This window comes from Clostridium sp. JNZ J1-5, assembly GCF_053901425.1.
The window spans coordinates 1,197,056-1,215,636 of record NZ_CM132773.1 but is presented as its reverse complement, the minus strand read 5'-3'; the positions used below and the strand labels follow the sequence as shown (position 1 = coordinate 1,215,636).

Here is an 18,581-nt window from a genome sequence, read left to right as displayed (position 1 = left end):
GGTTAACATGCTACATGTTTTCTGTGATATGAAAGGCTCAGGTAAAACAAAAGCACTTATCCAATCTGCAAATGAAAAGATTAATTCTTCCAAAGGAAATATTGTTTATATTGATGATGACAATGGACCTATACTACACCTAGATAGAAAAATTAGATTTGTATCAACTGAACAATTTGGTTTAAAAGACTATAATGATTTTTATGGCTTTTTGTGCGGCATTTTATCACAAGACTATGATATTAGTACTATTTATGTCGATGGACTATTTAATATCATAGAGGGGAATATTGAGGATGCGGCACATTTATTTTATTCCATGGAAAAATTATCACGAGAATATAATGTTGAATTCTATTTAAATATAAATCATGAAAAGGATTCCATACCTGAATTCATTAAAAAATATGTTGCATAGTTAATAACCTATGATAGACTGCATACTATATAAAATAGTATGCAGTTTTTAAATTATATTTATAATATGAAAATTCCCCCTTGCATTTACCAATGAATGTTTATATAATAGTATGTAAATAATTAAATGAAAAAGGTAATGATAGAAAGAAGTAACCATAGAAATCATTAAGAGAGCTAGTGGCTGGTGTGAACTAGTTGAGGGTTATGGCCAAATACATTCTTGAACCTTAGACTGAAAAGCTAAAAGCTTAGTAGGTTGTTACGTATATTCCTACGTTATAAGGAAAATGAGAGAGTATGCATAGCATATTAACTTGGGTGGTACCACGGAGATAATTCGTCCCTTTATATTTTTATATAAAGGGATTTTTTATTTTAGATATAAAATTACAACTATTATTAGGAGGAAGAAAGATGGAAAATGTATTTGATGTCTTAAGGGAGCGTGGATATATAAAACAAACAACCCATGAAGACGAAATAAAAGAATTATTAGGAAAAGAGAAAATTACATTTTATATAGGTTTTGACCCAACAGCAGATAGTCTTCATGTAGGACATTTTATAGCCTTAATGTTCATGTCACATATGCAAAGAGCAGGACACAGACCAATTGCTCTAGTAGGTGGCGGAACCGTAATGGTTGGAGATCCAAGTGGAAAAACAGACATGAGAAAGATGCTTTCAAGAGAAAATATAGAAAAAAATGTCCAAAGAATAAAGAAGCAAATTACAAGATTTATAGATTTTGAAGACGACAAAGCTATATTAGTTAATAATGGTGATTGGCTTTTGGATCTTAACTATATAGAATTTATAAGAGAAATTGGAGTGCATTTCTCAGTTAATAAGATGCTTACAGCTGAATGCTTTAAGCAAAGATTAGAAAAAGGATTATCTTTTTTAGAATTTAACTATATGTTAATGCAAGCATATGACTTCTTAGAGCTTAATAGAAGATATGGCTGTGTTATGGAGCTTGGTGGAGATGACCAATGGTCTAACATGATTGCAGGTATGGACCTTATAAGAAGAAAAGAACAAAAGCCAGCTTACGCAATGACATGCACACTATTAACTAATAGTGAAGGCAAAAAAATGGGCAAAACAGAAAAGGGAGCATTATGGCTTGATCCTGAAAAGACATCTCCATATGAATTTTATCAATACTGGAGAAACGTAGATGATGCAGACGTTGAAAAGTGTTTAGCGTTACTTACTTTCTTACCTATGGATGAAGTAAGAAGACTTGGTTCTCTAAAAGATGCTGCTATAAATGAAGCAAAAAAAGTTTTAGCTTTTGAAGTAACTAAGCTTGTACATGGTGAAGAAGAAGCTGCTAAAGCACAAAGTGCAGCAGAAGCACTATTTGGAGGCGGAGCTGATATGAGTAATGTTCCAACAATTGAAATTTCAAGTGAGACTGTTGGTACATTATTATTAGATATATTATTAAGTGGAAAAGTTATTCCATCTAAAAAAGAAGGAAGAAGACTTATAGAACAAGGTGGATTATACTTAAATGATAATAAGGTAGAGGATCCTAATTTTGTTCTTAAAGAAGAGGAATTAAAGGATGGAAGTGCTATAGTTAAAAAAGGAAAAAAGACATACTACAAAATTGTTGTAGCTTAGACTAATGGCAGTAGCTGCAAAATTGTAGTTATAAAATTATAAAGAAAAAGAATATGGCGGTTTACCATATTCTTTTTTCTTTGAGATGATATTCACAGTTTAGTATAATAATCAATATGTATTTGAAAGTTTGTAGTACAGATAAAAGGTTTCGATACGATAATTAATATTAATAAAGTGAAGTTATTATTACTAATAGTAAAGAGGTGTGAAATAAGTGGCAGGAATTTGGAACGTTAATAGTGCTTATAATATTGATTCAAAAAGAATACAAAAGAAAATTTCATTTGTGCTAGGAGAACAATTTGTAGCTAGAATCATAGATTTAGATAAAGTAACAAATGAAGCTATATTAAAACTTTTAGATGGATGGCAATTTTCAGCACAGATAGATCAATCTACAGATTTCACAGCTCAAGGATTAGTAAAGCTTCAAGTTGAAGGATATGAAAATGGCAAGCTTATTCTTAAGCTGTTAGATAGCTCGGGTGACGAATCAAAAAATACAATAATCAGTGATACATTAGAAGAACAAGGTATAAATATAAAAAAAGATGATTACATCATGCTTGAAAAAATGATAAAATATAAAATGCCTTTAACAAAAGAAAATATATCAAAGATAAAATCTTTGATTGATTTTCAAAATAAAATAATCCAAGATCCAATAGAAGAAGATAATTTTATATTTAAGTATCTAGATAATAAACAGATACAAATAGATAGTCCAAAAGGTCAGCAGATCTCAAGTTCATTAAAAGGATTCTTCAATGAATTTAAAAATTTAAGTTTAGATAAATTACTTACTTTAATAGAAAATGATATAGAATTAACTGAGCAAAATATTAAGAGCTTTAACAAAATAAATGAAAAATCTATGTCTTTGTATAATGATTTAAATGATATACATGAAAATTTAGCAAAAGACGGCGAAAAGGTTATAAATTTTAAAGAAATTGATAAGAGTATTAAGGATATGAATATTGAAAGTGCTAAAGGTGAAGTCATAAATAGTGAATTAAAAGAGTCCTCTAGCCTTCCAAAGAGTAATTTATATGTTCAGAATGCCTATGTATCAAGTGATATAAAAGAATCAGAAAAGAAAGAGCTTATAAAAAAGCTTTTAGAATTAGATACACCCAATGAAGAAAAAGTTCTAGAGGAAAATGGTAGTAAAGTAAATAAAGGTACAAAAGAAATCCCTATGGAGACTGAAAAGAATGTAGCAGTTGAAGAAAAGCTAAAAAGTATGAATCTAGAAAAAGAAATTCAAACAGGTAAGATAATACATGAAAGATTAGAAACTTCACAAAGCGTTAAAGAGCAAGTAAATGATAAATTAAATGAAATGAAGGACATAATAAAGCAGATTTTGCAAGAGAATAATAATAGCAAGAGTGAAGCACTTAGCAAAGTTTTTCAAGGACTTCAAGAGAAAATGAATGATTTTAAAGTATTTAATTCTATATCAAATCAGTATTACTATTTAGATGTACCTGTCAATGTAAATAACAAAGAATATCAGTGTAAACTAATTATAAAAGATGATAGAAAGAAAGGTAAAAAAATAGATTCAACTAATGTTAAATTTGTAGCATCAGTTAAAACTATAAATATGGGAGTAGTAGATGCATATATAAAGGTTTATAATACAAACATAAATATTGATATTAAAAGTGATAAAGATTGGGTTAAAGTTTTAGAATTAGGTAAAGGGAAAATAGAAAAAAAGCTGAATCTTATGGGATTTACTACAACTGTAAATGTTAATGGAAAAGAATTAGAAGTGGATTTAATAAATTGTAGAGACTTTTTTGAGGATAATGAATTTACTAGAATTAATTTAAGGGTTTAGGAGTGTATTATGAGCAAAAATGATAGAAGAAAGGCTGCTGCATTAAAATATGAATTGAATTATGATGCTCCTATAGTTACTGCTGCTGGAATGGGATATATAGCAGACAAAATTATTGAAGAGGCAGAAAATAATGAAGTGCCTATTGTTTATAATAAAGAGCTGGCAGAGCTTTTGACAAATGTGGACGTAGGAAGTTCTATTCCACAAGAACTTTATAGTGCGGTAGCGGAAGTAATAGCATATATAATGGACATAGATAGAATGGCAGATAGAAGGTGATAGATGATGGCTTTATATGCAATATCTGATTTACATTTATCTTTTGCTAGTGATAAGCCGATGGATGTATTTGGAGAGCAGTGGTATAACCATGATAAAAGAATAATGGAAAATTGGAAAAGTAAAATTACCTGTGAAGATACTGTATTAATTGCAGGAGATATTTCTTGGTCTATGAATATGAAAGAAGGAATGGCGGATTTAGAATGGATACATAATCTTCCGGGAAGAAAGATAATATCAAAGGGCAATCATGATTATTGGTGGACTAGTATAAGTAAGCTTAATAGTCTTTATGAGGATATGAATTTTATTCAAAATAATTTTTTTACTTATGAAAACTATGCTATCTGTGGTACAAGAGGTTGGAATCCACCAGGAGATAAGTATAGTGAGCACGATATGAAGATATATAATAGAGAACAAATTAGACTAAAACTATCTCTAGATAAAGCAGTAAAAGAAGGATATGATAAAATAATAGTTATGATTCACTATCCTCCAGTAAATGATAAGTTTCAGGAATCGGATCTTACAAAAATATTTGAGGAATATAATGTAGAAAAAGTTATATATGGTCATTTACATGGTCCATCATTAAGAAATGTTTTTCAAGGAGAGTTTAATGGTGTTGAATATATAGTTACTTCCTGTGACTATATAAATTTTGATCCTATAAAAATAAAATAGAATAAAAGAGTTAGAATTTAAATTCTAACTCTTTTATTCATTGAACTAAAAGTTATTTATTAAATAAAGATGAAAAAAAGCCTTTCTTTTTGCTAGAAGCACTATAACTTTCCGAATCAGATTCTTCATTTTCAGATTTTGAAAACTTTATTAAATCTTTCTGGTCACGTGCTAATTCTTTAAGTCTCTTACCTACACTAGGTGTAGTTATAACCTTACTAAACCAAAGCAATGCTTCTTCAGTATTGTCAATACGTCTATTAAGCTCTCCAATTAAATACATAGTCGTATACCTGTCCATACCATAAAGAGGAAAATCCTCATTAAAATAAGCGTCATTAAACCCTTTTAGAGCTTGATTTAGGTATTCAAGCTCTGCTTTTTCATCATTTAATAATCTACTCATCCATGCTAGTTTTAAACAGTTCATTGCTTTTTTGCTGGCTGGAGCATCTATATAGTAGTAGTTTAATAGAGACAGCTTATATCTTTCAACAGCTGTGTCTAGATCATAAGGCTCACTATATGTTCTCCCTTTCCATTTTGAGGTTATATTTTTCTTTACTAAATCCTTTTGAAAGCTTTTTATCTTTTCAAAATCAGCTTTCATAGCCGCATATCCACAGTTATTGCAAAGCCAAACATCGTAAAAATAAGGATTTACTAAATCATATCTAATAAAAAAATCGCTGTCCTTATCTCTCATTCTGTAAGATGAAGTTTTAACAGCCTTAACCGAAAAAGTTTCACCACAAACTGGGCATGTGATCTTTTTATCATATAAGTGAGATAATTGCTTATGTAAAGGTTCCTTAAAGTTATTTTTTTCATTTTGCTCTTTTTCATCATTTTTTTCATATAACTCTAGTTCACTTACATTTTCAAATCCTAGGTCATCTAACCCAGAAAAAATGTCCTTCATATTTTACCACCACCTAAGTAATCAAAAAAGTTCATTCTAAAAAGATTATATCAAAAAAATTCATAAAAAGCATAGATTTTGTCAAAATAATAATTTATATATACAATAGTTATGTATAATAATATATAATGATTTTAGAATAATATTAAGATTAGTGTAAAGGATGAATTATATGGCAGTAAGAGAATGGAAAAAATTCCTAATACCATATGAACAAGCGGTAGAGGAATTAAAGGTTAAATTTAAGAGTATTAGAAGAGAATATAGAAGAAAAAATGAAAACTCGCCTATTGAATTCGTAACAGGTAGAGTTAAAGAGCTATCAAGTATATTAGAAAAAGCGAATAAGTTCAGCATACCCCTTGAAAGGATAGAATATGAGTTAGAAGACATAGCTGGTATAAGGGTTATGTGTCAATTTGTAGATGACATATATAGAGTTGTAGATCTAATTCGAAAGAGAAAAGATATGCAGATAATGTATGAGAAAGACTACATAACAGATGTTAAGGTAAGTGGTTATAGAAGTTATCATATAATTGTAAAATATCCTGTAAATATGGCTGATGGTGTACAAGAGATTTTAGCTGAGTTCCAAATAAGAACTTTAGCTATGAACTTTTGGGCTACAGTAGAGCACTCACTGAACTATAAATATAAACATCAAATACCAGAAGGCATAAAAGGAAAGCTAAAAAGTGCAGCTGATGCAGCATTTAAATTAGATCAAGATATGCTAGAAATTAAAGATGAAATTATGGATGCTCAAAAATTATTTGAAGTAAAATCCAGCTTAGTTTCTGATATAATGAATAATATTTTTACTCTACTATCAATAGGAAGAATTACAGAAGCAGATAATTATCGTATTCAGCTAAATAAGCTTGTGTCCGAAGGGGAAACTATAGAATTAACCAAGCTACTAGAAGCTACAGAGAGAAGTTTGAAAATGTACAAATAATAGATAAGATGCAGTAAAATGGCGGCATGTAAGATTACTAGGCTAACGCATATATGCTAGCCAGTAATCTTACATGCCTTAATTAGTTGCAATTAAAAAGCACTATAGTAAATATTATGATGACTTCAAAAAGCAAAATGATAATTTTGCCTGGCGTAGCCACACTGTAAAGTTACTAAGTGAATATTATTGAGTACAACTTAAAGAATTACTATAAATAAATGCGATAGCATGTTGATGTTTTCGAAAATAATCTATAAACAAAGCATCCTATGAAATAATTTATCTTTTATTCAATGACTAGCAAGTTCTTTTAACCTGCTATAACTTCAATAGGCTTCGCCTAAAACCTTGGCACCATCATCGGGTTAAAGCGTCTTGCGCTTTTCTAATGAGTTAATTAATCTGATGACTACCATCCGTAACACTATCACTTCTAAAGTGAGAGATAACGGTTGCTACGTCTCGAGATAAGGACTTCTAAGCTCAACTGGAGGAAAAACTCCATCTGAAGGCAAGAATCCTCTTTATATAATACTTACACTGGTCATTAAATTAACTATAGTCTAAATAGTTATAGTTGTTAATATATGCTTTGTATAAGTAATAGTGGCCTTAATTTACTCAATTTAAGGTGCTAAAAGTAAGAGGGTGTATAATTCATTAAGAGAACTTCTTAATGTAGCGAAGATTCTCTGTTGAATTATACACCCTCGGTTTTTAGCACATTATTTTGCTACTATATTTACAAGTCTTCCTTTAACTACTATTACTTTCATGATGTTTTTGCCTTCTAAAGCATCTACTATAGTTTCATTGCCAAGAGCAGCTTCTTTAATTTCATCATCAGTAAGGTTAGTAGGAATGTTCATTCTAGCTCTTATTTTTCCGCTAATTTGAATAGCTATTTCTACTTCGTCTTTTATTAAAGCCTTAGGATCAAATGTTGGCCAAGTTGCATTAAATACTGAAAACTCTTTTCCTAAAAGTTCCCATTGTTCTTCAGCAAAGTGAGGAGCAAATGGAGATAAAAGTTTTATATAATCTGCCAATGTCTCTTCTAGGAATTTAGAATTTTTAGCATCTTCATTTAAGTATTTTGATAATGCATTTGTAAATTCCATAATTCTTGCAATAGCAGTATTAAATTGGAACTTTTCAGTATCTTCAGTAACATGTTGTATAGCATAATGTCTAGCGTAATTTAATTCTTTTTCAGCTTTTTCTATGACTGTCTTATTATTTTTATCATCTTTTAATGCGTTTATTGCATCTTCTAGAAGTCTTTCAACTCTATCTACAAATCTTCCAATAGATTTTATTCCGTCATCAGACCAAGCACCGCCTTCAGAATATGCAAATCCAAACATTAGATACATTCTAAATACATCAGCACCAAATTCTTTAATGTAATCATCTGGAGATATAGTATTTCCTTTTGATTTACTCATTTTAAGCCCATCTGGTCCTAATATTAATCCTTGGTGAGTAAGAGAAGTAAATGGCTCGTCAAAATTCAAATATCCCATATCTCTAAGAGCTTTATTTATGAATCTTGCATAAAGAAGATGCATACATGCATGTTCTGGTCCACCTACATATTTGTCAACTGGAAGCATAGCATTAACTTTATCTGTATCAAATGCTATTTTATCATTTTTATTATCTACATATCTTAAATAATACCAAGAAGAACATACAAAAGTATCTAATGTGTCAGATTCACGAACCGCATGACCTCCACATTTAGGACAAGTTGTATTTAAGAATTTAGCATTCTTTGAAAGTGGAGATTTTCCATCTGGAGTAAATTCAATATCATAAGGAAGTTCAACTGGTAATTGCTCTTCAGGTACAGCTACAGTTCCGCATTTTTCACAGTAAACTACTGGAATAGGAGCACCCCAATATCTTTGTCTTGAAACAAGCCAATCACGAAGTCTATAATTAACTTTCCAACTTCCAACCTTCTTCTCTTCTAGTTTTTTAACAATAGCTTCTTTTGCTTCTTCTCCAACTAGACCGTCAAATTCTCCGCTGTTAACTAGAGCACCATACTCAGTGTATGGAAGAGAATCTCCACCTTGGATAACTCTAATTATTGGAAGGTCATATTTTGAAGCAAAAGCAAAGTCACGTTCATCATGTCCAGGAACAGCCATTACGCAGCCAGTTCCATAAGTTGCAAGAACGTAATCTGCGACCCAAATAGGAACTCTTTTTCCGTTTATAGGATTTATAGCATAAGCTCCAGTAAATACTCCTGTTTTTTCTCTTGTAATAGATTGTCTTTCTATATCTGATTGTTTTTGAGCTTGAATTTTATAATCTTCTACAGCAGCTTTGCAACTTTCAGTTGTAATTTGGTCTACAAAAGGACTTTCAGGTGCAAGTACAACATAAGTAACTCCGTTTAGTGTATCTACTCTTGTAGTAAATACATCAAATTTGATATCTGAGTTTTCTACGCTAAATGTTACTTCAGCACCCTTTGATTTTCCTATCCAGTGTTTTTGCATTGCTTTGGTTTTTTCAGGCCAGTCTAATCCATCTAATTTATCTAATAATTCTTCAGCGTAGTCAGTTATTTTCAAGAACCATTGAGTTAATTCTTTTTTCTCAACTTCAGAATCACATCTTTCACAATGTCCTTCAAGAACTTGTTCATTAGCTAAAACTGTATTACAGCTAGGGCACCAGTTTACAGGAGCATTTTTTCTGTATGCAAGCCCTTTTTCATATAATTTTAAAAATACCCATTGTGTCCATTTATAATAATCAGGAAGACAAGTTATAACTTCATGATCCCAGTTAAACATAGCTCCCATAGCTCTTAACTGTTCCTTCATATTATCTATATTTTTCATTGTAGAATCCTTAGGGTGAATACCTGTCTTTATAGCATAGTTTTCTGCAGGAAGTCCAAAAGCATCAAAGCCCATAGGTTGGAATACATTATATCCCTGCATTTTTTTAAATCTTGCCCATGAATCTGTAGGCCCGTAGTTAAACCAGTGACCTGCATGTAATTTTGCACCAGAAGGGTATGAGAACATTTCAAGTACATACAATTTTTCACCAGGTGCATTTTCATTAAAGTTGTGAAGACCAGATTCTTCCCATTTATTCTGCCATTTTTTATCTACAGATGTTCCGTAGTTTCCCATTTGAAGTTACCTCCTCAATAGTTTTTCTTAGGACGTAGCCGCTCTTTACTCCTACTTTTAAGAAAAGCAGAAAGTCCAAATCCCCGATTTGGTGAGAATCGCTTTCGTAGAGTAAGATGGGAGTATTAGAGCGGGTAGTCATCGGATAAATTTTGTGTTAAAATAAAAAAACTTTCGTCTCTAAAATATAAGAGACGAAAGATAATATTCCGCGGTACCACTCTTTGTTAAGCATTACGCTTCACTCATAAATATAACGGTTACACCGTATCTGATTTTGCCAGATAAGCTCAAAGGCAAGTTCACATTATATCAATACTGTCTCTCATCAACCGACAGCTTTCTGAAATTGAATCTAATATTACTACTCCTTATCAACGCAGTATTTTATTTAACTCTTTGATTTTTAATTATAGTTTAAATAGGAAATACTGTCAAGTAGCTATTTTTGGAGAGAATAGGTCCAACCGTTAATGCTTCCCATACTAGATATATCTGTATATCCTAAATCTTCTAGAGTTTTTGCTGCTCTATCAGAAACTTCTTGTGTATTAGCATATACTATAATTTTAGTAGGATGAGCTATATTGTATGATTTAACTTCATTAGATAGATTATATAGAGGCATGTTAACGCTTGTAGGTATTCTACCATTTGAGTAGTCTTCAGGACTTCTTACATCTATTATGATCATAAGTGTTGATACAGAAAGATAATCTCTTAAATCATGGGCAGTTATTTTTTTATAGGCTTTTGCAGTACTAGCAAGCATAAAGTTGAAAATAAATATTGAGCATATAATTATGTAAAGACTTCTTTTTAACATTGATTTATTTTTGTGCATTTTACTCACCACAACTCCTTAAATTATTTTAATTGAAAATTATCTTAAATGGATGTAGATACATATATCCATTTAGAAATTTTTTATAAGTACTTGATAACTATGGTTTTAAATGTTGATTATTACTAGATAGTTTGGCTTAGAGCAAATTAGTTTATACAAATTTTATAAGTATTTTTCCGCATTTATCATTGCTTTATATTTTGATATACTATAGTAGAATGAATTTTTAAAATTTTATAATTAAATACTATAAAGAGTAAACTAAATTTAATTTAATAAAGTAAGGGGAGGTTTTTATGACAATGGAAATGCCAGAAGAAATTTCAATGAAGGATATGATGGAACAAATTGAAAGCTCTATGAAACCTATTCATAATGGTGACATTATAAAGGGAGAAGTCATTTCTGTATCTGATAGTGAGGTATTAGTTAATATAGGATACATATCAGATGGTATTATAAAGAAAGAAGAAATTTCAAAAGAAGAAGTTGACTTAAAGGAAATTTTTAAACCGGGAGATAGTGTTGACGTATATGTAGTGAAGGTAAATGATAGTGAAGGAAATGTAGTATTATCTAAGAGTAAAGCAGATGAAGTGAAAATTTGGAATGAGCTTCAAGAAAGCTTTGAAAAAGGGACTAAGCTTAAAGTGAAAGTTAGTGAAGTTGTAAAAGGCGGTGTTGTTTGCTATATAAATGGGGTAAGAGCATTTATACCAGCTTCACATATTTCTAATTCTTTTGTGAAAGACTTAGGTAAATTTGTTGGAAGTGAGCTATTGGTTAAAGTAATTGAATTTAATATAGAAAAGAAAAAGGTTGTATTATCTAGAAAAGTAGTTGAAATAGAAGAGTTAGAAGAGAAAAAATTAAAAGTTTGGTCTAATCTTAAAAAAGGAGAAAAGGTAACTGGTATCGTAAGCAGACTTGCTAAGTTTGGCGCTTTTGTTGATCTAGGAGGAGTTGATGGACTAATCCACAATTCAGATTTATCATGGAAAAGAGTTAATCATCCTTCAGAAGTTGTAAAAGAAGGAGATAAAGTAGAGGTATATATATTAAATTTTGATAAAGAAAGTGGAAGAATTTCATTAGGATTAAAAGATGTAGAGAAAGATCCTTGGAATAATGTAAGCGCTAAATATAAGGTTAATGATATTCTAACAGGAAAAGTTGTAAGACTTGCTGATTTTGGAGCATTTGTAGAACTTGAACCAGGAGTAGAAGGATTAGTTCATATAACCCAAATTACAGATGAAAATATAGCAAAGCCTTCTCAAGTTTTAAATGTAGGAGATAATGTAAAAATTAAAATTTTAGAATTAAATGAAGAAAAGAAGAAACTATCATTAAGCATTAAAGAGGCTGACAATAAAACTGCAGAAGAAATAGAAAAATATAGTGACACTGACGAAGGAAATTATGTTTTTGCAGACCTATTAAAGAACATGAAATTCTAAATTTGAATAAATGGCTAATCTCTAGTCTATAGTTACTAATGGAAATAAGCAAGTTAAGCGATTAGTAATTAATGATTAAAAAAGAACGTTATGCATAAAATGCATAACGTTCTTTTACTTGGCTACCCAAGCAGGATTCGAACCTGCGAATCCCTGAGTCAGAGTCAGGTGCCTTACCGCTTGGCGATTGGGCATTATTTTATAATGGTGACAACAATTAATTATACCATTTTAAATAAAGAAGTCAAGTAGGTAAAGCATTTACTTGGAAAAACGATGCAGTAAATTGTTATTAAAATATGTTACAAATAGAGTAAGTACATAATCATATACTATAAATCCTATTTGTAATAATGTTATAACAAAATATATAGAAATTTTGATTTTTGAAAAATCAATTATACCTACAAATAGTTTCTCATATAATTGAAATAATATTACAGCTACAGAATTGAAAAATAAAAGTTTAATAAAAATTTCTAGAGAAAGTATTCTAATCTTTTCAATATAGTATTTTACGAATCCATATATACCGAAAAATACTATGTATAAAACGGCTATTCCTTTTGAGCTAACTAAAAAGAAGCTAAGTAAAGATGTAGAAATAAATACTAGTATACTAGTATTTATACCAATTGTAATAATAGAACTTATTATTATAAAAGTTGACAGCACTAATAATGCCAATCTATTTGTAGGCATTATTGAACTTAAATAAATAAATAAAATACTTAAAGCAGTAAATAGTGCTCCTTTAGTAATGTTATTAGTTTTAGACATATTCCCATCTCCTTTAACAGCAGGAAATTAAATCTCCTCCACAGCACTCGCACATGGAATCAAGACACCAAAGTTTAAAACATAAGTCGCAAAAATCACTGTCATTACTATATCTTCTATTATATGATTGTCTAAAAGAATTATTTCTATTGTTAAGAGTATTTAATGTATTTGCATATTCTTTATTATATGGATCTAATCTGCAGGCAATATTTATATAATTATATGCTGCATCAATCCATCCCTTGTTTAGACTAATTACTCCCATTAAAAAATTCCATTCCGCATTATTGTTTTTTATATTAGTTAATTGCTGTTCAGCATAAGCAAAATTGCCACGTTGTATATTTATTCTTATAGTATTAAAATCAGCTTCTTCTGAATCGTAATAATTATCTGAAGAACTAGCATAACCTTGAGTTTGATATGAATTTTTAGTAAGGTGTTCATATGCTTCGTTTAATTCTCTCATTTTATCTTCAGCAAGTTCTTTTAAAGGATTGTCGCCATATTGATCAGGATGATATTTTCTTGCAAGTTTTCTGTAGGCTTGTTTAATTTCTTCTTCAGAAGCTCCTTCTTTTATTTCAAGCACTTCATAAGGATTTCTCATTTTTAAAATCTCTCCTTTTAAATACTAAATTTGCTTTATCTAACAGTCCATATTGTAAAATATTATCTATCAAATCATAATTTTTTACAATGGGAAGTCTTTTAAAGTATTCGTAACATTCTCTGGAACAGTTTGTTAGAATAAAATCAATTCTATGTTCTATTGTAGATTTAAATTTATTATAATCAAGTTTATCAGTATTTAGAGTTACATTGATGGCATTAAATTTATTTTTACACATATCCTTTTCTAGATCATCATATGCATCTAAAATATATATCCATTTGCCGAGATTGTAACCTAGCCAATATAGATCTAATTTATATTGAGGGTCTTTTATATAAGAAGATATAATAAAACCAGTCAAATCGGCAAAAGGGTGAGATAATCTATCTAGGCTGTCTATAGAATAGCAGTATTTTTCAAAAGTGGAAAGTTCCATAAGTCTTTTCTCTATGTATTTCATGATGTTGTTTTGTTCATCATCTAAGGCTTTTAAGTATTTATTTAAAAATGAAGACAATATTTTAGATTTTATAGAACTATCATCTTGAAAGTCATCTAACAACTTGTAATAAGTTAGACATACATTGCAGAAAGCTGCATAATTTAATGATTGATTATCTACAATTATTATCTTTTGTTTAGTAGGGTGAGCTATGCAGTTGCTTTTTATATAGCTAGCTTTATGGTCTTCCAATGAATCTAGAAGTATCGCTAAAAATGTCATATCATAGTTAAGAGTAAATCTTGGTAAATTTCCAAAATTTCTTTTTATAGATATGCATAATCCGCAATAATATGATTTGAATTTTTCAAAGTCTTTAATTTTTAGCTCCATTTTATAGGGAGCAACATATCCAAACATTATAATCCCTTTAACTCTTTCTTATTTTCTACTATCTCGTAAATGGTCTTCGCAGTAGTGTCTTCTAGGGTATATCCAAGAAGAGAAACTACTTCTTTTAATTCTTCTTCATAGTATGTCTCAATTTCTATATAGGGGAAGGGACAGAAGCTCTTTTCATTAATATCAATTTCTATAAGAGTATGTTTATATCTATAGCTTTCTCTATATTTTTTTATTGATTGAACTAAATCTAGTCCTAAGGATTTAAAAATATTTTCACCTTCTACAGGGTTATCAATTTCTATCTCATTTTCACTCATTATCTTATATTTGTCTTGACTTAACAATTTTTTAGTTGTCATATAGTAGCGCATACTACATTTAAGTTGATCTTCTACAATTCTTATTCGAGCATAGCCTCTATCATTTAGAAGTCTTCTATCTGGAAAATCATAAATATTATTTATTTGATTTTCTTGTTTTACTTTTTCTGCGTTAATTGCTATTAACTTATTTCTAATGTTATCTACGTCGATATCTATTATTCTAGTTTCTATTTCTTTCAATGATTTTCACCTCTTATTTTCCCGCTTATAGGAAATTATATCATAAGGATAAGTGGAGTAAAAGATAAATAGAAATAAGACCATAAACATAAAGGAGCTGAATTTATAGTCTTATTATTATATATTATTTTAATTCAACAGAGCTTTTAGAATCAACAGTAAATGATTCTCCATGATCTAAAGCTATGTGTCCCGAAGTGTAGGGAGAGTCATTTACAGTAATATAGACTTTATTTACATTGTAGTAATTTCCTAAAGTACTTGTAATACTATTTATTACAGATAATTCTACTGAGCTTCCTAAATTCATCTCATCTATAAATTCATTAGAAAAATCTATGTAGGCTTTATTTTCTGATGGGTTCAAATATAATTTATTTATTTTAGTGTTTTTACTTATAAGAGGAGTTAAATTATCTTTTGGTGGATTTGCAAAGTATTTTTGAAATATATTTTTAATTTCATCGTTAGTTTTTATTGGTGTTTTGATATTAGTAAAAACTAATCTCATATCATTTGAAAGTATTTCAGGGTAAAATAATTTTATATTTTGAACTAAGTATGCATTTGAATCTATTTTTTCAAGAGAACTTGATATTTCGAAATTATCAAGGAAGAATACAGATTTTATTAATCCTATATTTAATGCATAGTAGTCTTTAGTTTTATAATCGGCACTTTCTGTAGTTACTTCTAAAGCTTTATAAGTACCATAGGGCGTAGCAACATTTGCAGCGGTATTGGTTATTGTCCTCCTTGCACCATTAGGTATAGGCCAAGTGTTTCCAAGAATTAAAGGTTCTTTCATCAATACTTCCTTATCAAAAGAAGTATTATTTAAAAGAGATAAATTATCTTTATAAAAAAATTCTTCTCTAGATTTTAAAACTGATAGCTCACCATTTTTATTTTCAATTATTCTTCCAATTGTAGTACCTGGATTAACCATTCTGATTTGAGCTGTGTCACCTTTTATAAAATCAAAATAAATATCTTGGGAGGCATACTCACTTCCGTTACCTAAATAGCTCATTTTTATATTTTCTCTAAAAGGATAGTAATCGCTTATAGTATATCTACTTAGTTCTTTAGAAGGGGGAGGGTTTTTTACAGGCGTTTTAGAAGGGCTACAGGAAGATAGTAATATAGTAATTGGTAAAATAAAAAGCATAATATATTTCCTCAAAACATTCACCTCCATATTTATTTTTAGCATTAATTTATTTTTTATTATGTTAAACTTAATTAAGTATTAAACAAGATTTATTGATATATCTAATGTTAATTAAACATATTTACAAATCTATCATTAGTAAATATAAATTAGAATAACATTTATTTTAAACAAAAAATCCTTTAGAATAAATATGCTATAATAGTAAGTATGCTTTAATTAGTTCCCTAAATTTTCAAAATGATTTTTATTAAAGTTAATAATCAAAGAAGTCTTAATTTAGGAAAGTTTTAAGTTTAAGGAGGATTACTATGGAATATATAAATGATATTACTATAAATGAAGCAGTGATACATATTTTAGATAATAATTCTGATGACCCGATTTTGAATGAATATACTTTAGATTTAAATGAAGAGATCTACGGATTTATATATAAGCATGTACAAAAATGTCTTAAGGATGAAGAATTAAAATATGCAGTTTTCAATAAAGAAAGAAATATAGTTAAGGATTTATCACAAGAATTTTTAAATGGAGAAAATAATTTACTTGAAATATCCAAGGAATTAGCAAGACAAATGTTTATATTGATGAGATCTAAAGGAAGTATAGCATCTTGTGATCTCCTTTTAATATCTATATCTACGGAATATGGTCCACTACTTGGTATAATAAAAATGGATTATACGAAAAATTATGTTCATACAGTTGAATTTATTGATAATAAAATAGGAATAAATATAACTCCACAATATACTGGACTTCCTGCTAGTGGTCAAAGGGTTCAAAAATGCGCTTTCATAAAGCCTATAAGAGAAGATAATTCTTTTGATTTAATGGTTATAGATAAGCAGACTAAGAACAGCAATAGTGAAGAATATGGCTCTAACTACTTTATAAGTAATTACTTAGGGTGCACTGTTGTAGATAACGAAAGAGATATGACAAAAAGTTTTGTAAACTCTGCAGAGAAGTGGACTAGAACAAATTTAAAGGAGAATGCAGAAGCCCAAGAGAGCGTAAGAAGTGCAATAAAGAAAAAGCTGAGAGAAGAAGAGGAAATAGACGTAAAAGAAGTAGCAGAGGAGCTATTTGGAAATGAGACAGTTGTTAAAGAAGATTTTGTAAACTATATTACAGAAGAAAGCGGATTTGATAAAGTAGCTGTAGATAAGGAATGGATAGAAAAGAAATTCAAGAGAATAAGGCTTAAAGTAGACAAGGATATTGATCTATACATAAATGAAGATGCTTATAATGATAACAGTAGATTTGAGATAATTAGAAACGGTGATGGAACTATTAACATGACAATAAAACATGTATCAAGTTATGTGGAAAAGTAGAAGCAGATAAAATAATAGGATATTAGATGGAATCTAATATCCTATTATTTTTATATTATAGTTTGTTAGCAGAACCTAATACTTGAGTTATTTTATTTTCAACTAATGTTCTTATTAAATCTTTTCCAGGTCCTAAGTATTTTCTTGGATCAAATTCAGATGGTTTTTCTCCAAAAACTTTTCTTATTCCAGCTGTCATAGCAAGTCTTAAGTCAGTATCCATATTTATTTTACATACTGCCATTGAAGATGCTTTTCTAAGCATATCAGCAGGTACACCTTTAGCCTTAGAAGGTATTTGTCCGCCATATTGATTGCAAGTTGCAACTAACTCAGCATCAACAGAGGATGCTCCGTGAAGAACTATTGGAAAACCAGGTAATTTTCTTTGAATTTCTTCTAATATATCAAATCTTAGTTTAGCTTCTCCTTCAAATTTGAAAGCGCCATGGCTAGTTCCTATAGCTATTGCAAGAGAATCACAACCTGTTCTATTAACAAAGTCTACTGCTTGATCTGGGTCAGTATATATGTGAACATCACTCTTAACATCATCTTCAACACCAGCAAGAACACCAAGTTCAGCTTCTACAACTACTCCATGAGCGTGAGCATAATCAACTATTTCTTTTGTTTTAGCTACATTTTCTTCATAGTCAAAGTGAGATCCATCAAACATAACAGAAGTGAATCCGTTTTCTATGCATAATTTAACTGTTTCTAAATCTGGACCGTGGTCTAAGTGTAAGGCAACATCTATTCCAGTATCTTCAACAGCAGCTTCTACCATAGCTCTTAAGTATTTAGGACCAGCATAATTTAATGCTCCTTTAGAAACTTGAAGTATAACAGGAGATTTCTGAGCTTTAGCAGCTTCCATTACGCCTTGTAAAATTTCCATGTTATTAATATTAAAAGCACCAATAGCATATTGTCCTTCGTATGCTTTTTTAAACATTTCCTTAGTAGTTACTAACGCCATATTAATTCCACCTTCCAAAATAATATAT

At 29.7% G+C, this 18,581-nt stretch carries 17 protein-coding genes, 1 tRNA gene and 2 other annotated features; of the genes, 8 read left to right on the top strand and 10 right to left on the bottom strand.

Features of this window, described 5'->3' with window-relative positions; translation table 11 throughout:
* Positions 1-7: 7 nt before the first annotated feature.
* The 5 genes from ACWW38_RS05810 (at position 8) to ACWW38_RS05790 (ending at position 4,882) form a co-directional block, all read left to right on the top strand.
* On the top strand, positions 8-418 hold the full coding sequence (locus tag ACWW38_RS05810; RefSeq protein ID WP_456259858.1) for a hypothetical protein: 411 nt from the start codon (positions 8-10) through the stop codon (positions 416-418).
* 129 nt (positions 419-547) lie between these two features.
* Positions 548-768 (top strand) — a binding site (T-box leader).
* A 66-nt stretch (positions 769-834) separates the two neighbouring features.
* Complete coding sequence (tyrS, locus tag ACWW38_RS05805; RefSeq protein ID WP_456259857.1) at positions 835-2,055, top strand: tyrosine--tRNA ligase; 1,221 nt, start codon at positions 835-837, stop codon at positions 2,053-2,055.
* Between the two features lie 217 nt (positions 2,056-2,272).
* Positions 2,273-3,910, top strand: coding sequence for a hypothetical protein (locus tag ACWW38_RS05800; RefSeq protein ID WP_456259856.1), 1,638 nt, complete (start codon positions 2,273-2,275; stop codon positions 3,908-3,910).
* A gap of 9 nt (positions 3,911-3,919) precedes the next feature.
* Entirely contained in the window at positions 3,920-4,192 is a 273-nt protein-coding gene (locus tag ACWW38_RS05795; protein WP_456259855.1) for an EscU/YscU/HrcU family type III secretion system export apparatus switch protein, read from the top strand.
* 6 nt (positions 4,193-4,198) lie between these two features.
* Positions 4,199-4,882 carry a metallophosphoesterase gene (locus ACWW38_RS05790; protein ID WP_456260425.1) on the top strand — a complete coding sequence of 228 codons (684 nt, stop codon included), beginning with the start codon at positions 4,199-4,201 and terminating at the stop codon, positions 4,880-4,882.
* 52 nt (positions 4,883-4,934) lie between these two features.
* On the opposite strand, the gene ACWW38_RS05785 is transcribed toward ACWW38_RS05790, so the two are convergent.
* Positions 4,935-5,804: a DUF2225 domain-containing protein gene (locus tag ACWW38_RS05785; RefSeq protein WP_456259854.1), complete on the bottom strand. Its 870-nt coding sequence runs from the start codon at positions 5,802-5,804 to the stop codon at positions 4,935-4,937.
* A 172-nt stretch (positions 5,805-5,976) separates the two neighbouring features.
* Here ACWW38_RS05785 and ACWW38_RS05780 point away from each other — a divergent pair, with 172 nt between their 5' ends.
* The gene (locus tag ACWW38_RS05780; protein ID WP_456259853.1) at positions 5,977-6,765 is read left to right on the top strand and encodes a GTP pyrophosphokinase; all 789 of its coding nucleotides are present in this window, start codon (positions 5,977-5,979) and stop codon (positions 6,763-6,765) included.
* A gap of 728 nt (positions 6,766-7,493) precedes the next feature.
* Here ACWW38_RS05780 and leuS read toward each other — a convergent pair.
* On the bottom strand, positions 7,494-9,932 hold the full coding sequence (gene leuS, locus ACWW38_RS05775; protein WP_456259852.1) for a leucine--tRNA ligase: 2,439 nt from the start codon (positions 9,930-9,932) through the stop codon (positions 7,494-7,496).
* A gap of 187 nt (positions 9,933-10,119) precedes the next feature.
* Positions 10,120-10,319, bottom strand: a binding site (T-box leader).
* Between the two features lie 55 nt (positions 10,320-10,374).
* The gene (locus tag ACWW38_RS05770) at positions 10,375-10,776 is read right to left on the bottom strand and encodes a rhodanese-like domain-containing protein (RefSeq protein WP_456260424.1); all 402 of its coding nucleotides are present in this window, start codon (positions 10,774-10,776) and stop codon (positions 10,375-10,377) included.
* 311 nt (positions 10,777-11,087) lie between these two features.
* Between ACWW38_RS05770 and rpsA the strand changes: the two genes are divergently transcribed.
* Complete coding sequence (gene rpsA / locus ACWW38_RS05765; RefSeq protein WP_456260423.1) at positions 11,088-12,239, top strand: 30S ribosomal protein S1; 1,152 nt, start codon at positions 11,088-11,090, stop codon at positions 12,237-12,239.
* Positions 12,240-12,358: 119 nt separating this feature from the next.
* Here the strand turns inward: rpsA and ACWW38_RS05760 are convergent.
* From ACWW38_RS05760 to ACWW38_RS05735, 6 genes are all read right to left on the bottom strand, one after another.
* Positions 12,359-12,433, bottom strand: a tRNA-Gln gene (locus ACWW38_RS05760).
* 67 nt (positions 12,434-12,500) lie between these two features.
* Entirely contained in the window at positions 12,501-13,019 is a 519-nt protein-coding gene (locus tag ACWW38_RS05755) for a hypothetical protein (RefSeq protein WP_456259851.1), read from the bottom strand.
* A 13-nt stretch (positions 13,020-13,032) separates the two neighbouring features.
* Complete coding sequence (locus ACWW38_RS05750; protein WP_456259850.1) at positions 13,033-13,632, bottom strand: J domain-containing protein; 600 nt, start codon at positions 13,630-13,632, stop codon at positions 13,033-13,035.
* Positions 13,616-14,500, bottom strand: a complete 885-nt coding sequence (locus ACWW38_RS05745) for a DUF5685 family protein (RefSeq protein ID WP_456259849.1) — start codon at positions 14,498-14,500, stop codon at positions 13,616-13,618. The genes ACWW38_RS05750 and ACWW38_RS05745 overlap by 17 nt, the downstream gene beginning before the upstream one ends.
* A complete protein-coding gene (locus tag ACWW38_RS05740) occupies positions 14,500-15,048 on the bottom strand; it encodes a class IV adenylate cyclase (RefSeq protein ID WP_456259848.1) in 549 nt (182 codons plus the stop codon). Before ACWW38_RS05740 ends, ACWW38_RS05745 begins: the two co-directional genes overlap by 1 nt.
* Positions 15,049-15,172: 124 nt before the next feature.
* Positions 15,173-16,234: a GerMN domain-containing protein gene (locus ACWW38_RS05735; RefSeq protein ID WP_456259847.1), complete on the bottom strand. Its 1,062-nt coding sequence runs from the start codon at positions 16,232-16,234 to the stop codon at positions 15,173-15,175.
* Positions 16,235-16,533: 299 nt separating this feature from the next.
* Here ACWW38_RS05735 and ACWW38_RS05730 point away from each other — a divergent pair, with 299 nt between their 5' ends.
* Complete coding sequence (locus ACWW38_RS05730) at positions 16,534-17,571, top strand: nucleoid-associated protein (protein ID WP_456259846.1); 1,038 nt, start codon at positions 16,534-16,536, stop codon at positions 17,569-17,571.
* A gap of 55 nt (positions 17,572-17,626) precedes the next feature.
* On the opposite strand, the gene fba is transcribed toward ACWW38_RS05730, so the two are convergent.
* Entirely contained in the window at positions 17,627-18,553 is a 927-nt protein-coding gene (gene fba, locus ACWW38_RS05725; RefSeq protein WP_456259845.1) for a class II fructose-1,6-bisphosphate aldolase, read from the bottom strand.
* Positions 18,554-18,581 lie beyond the last annotated feature (28 nt).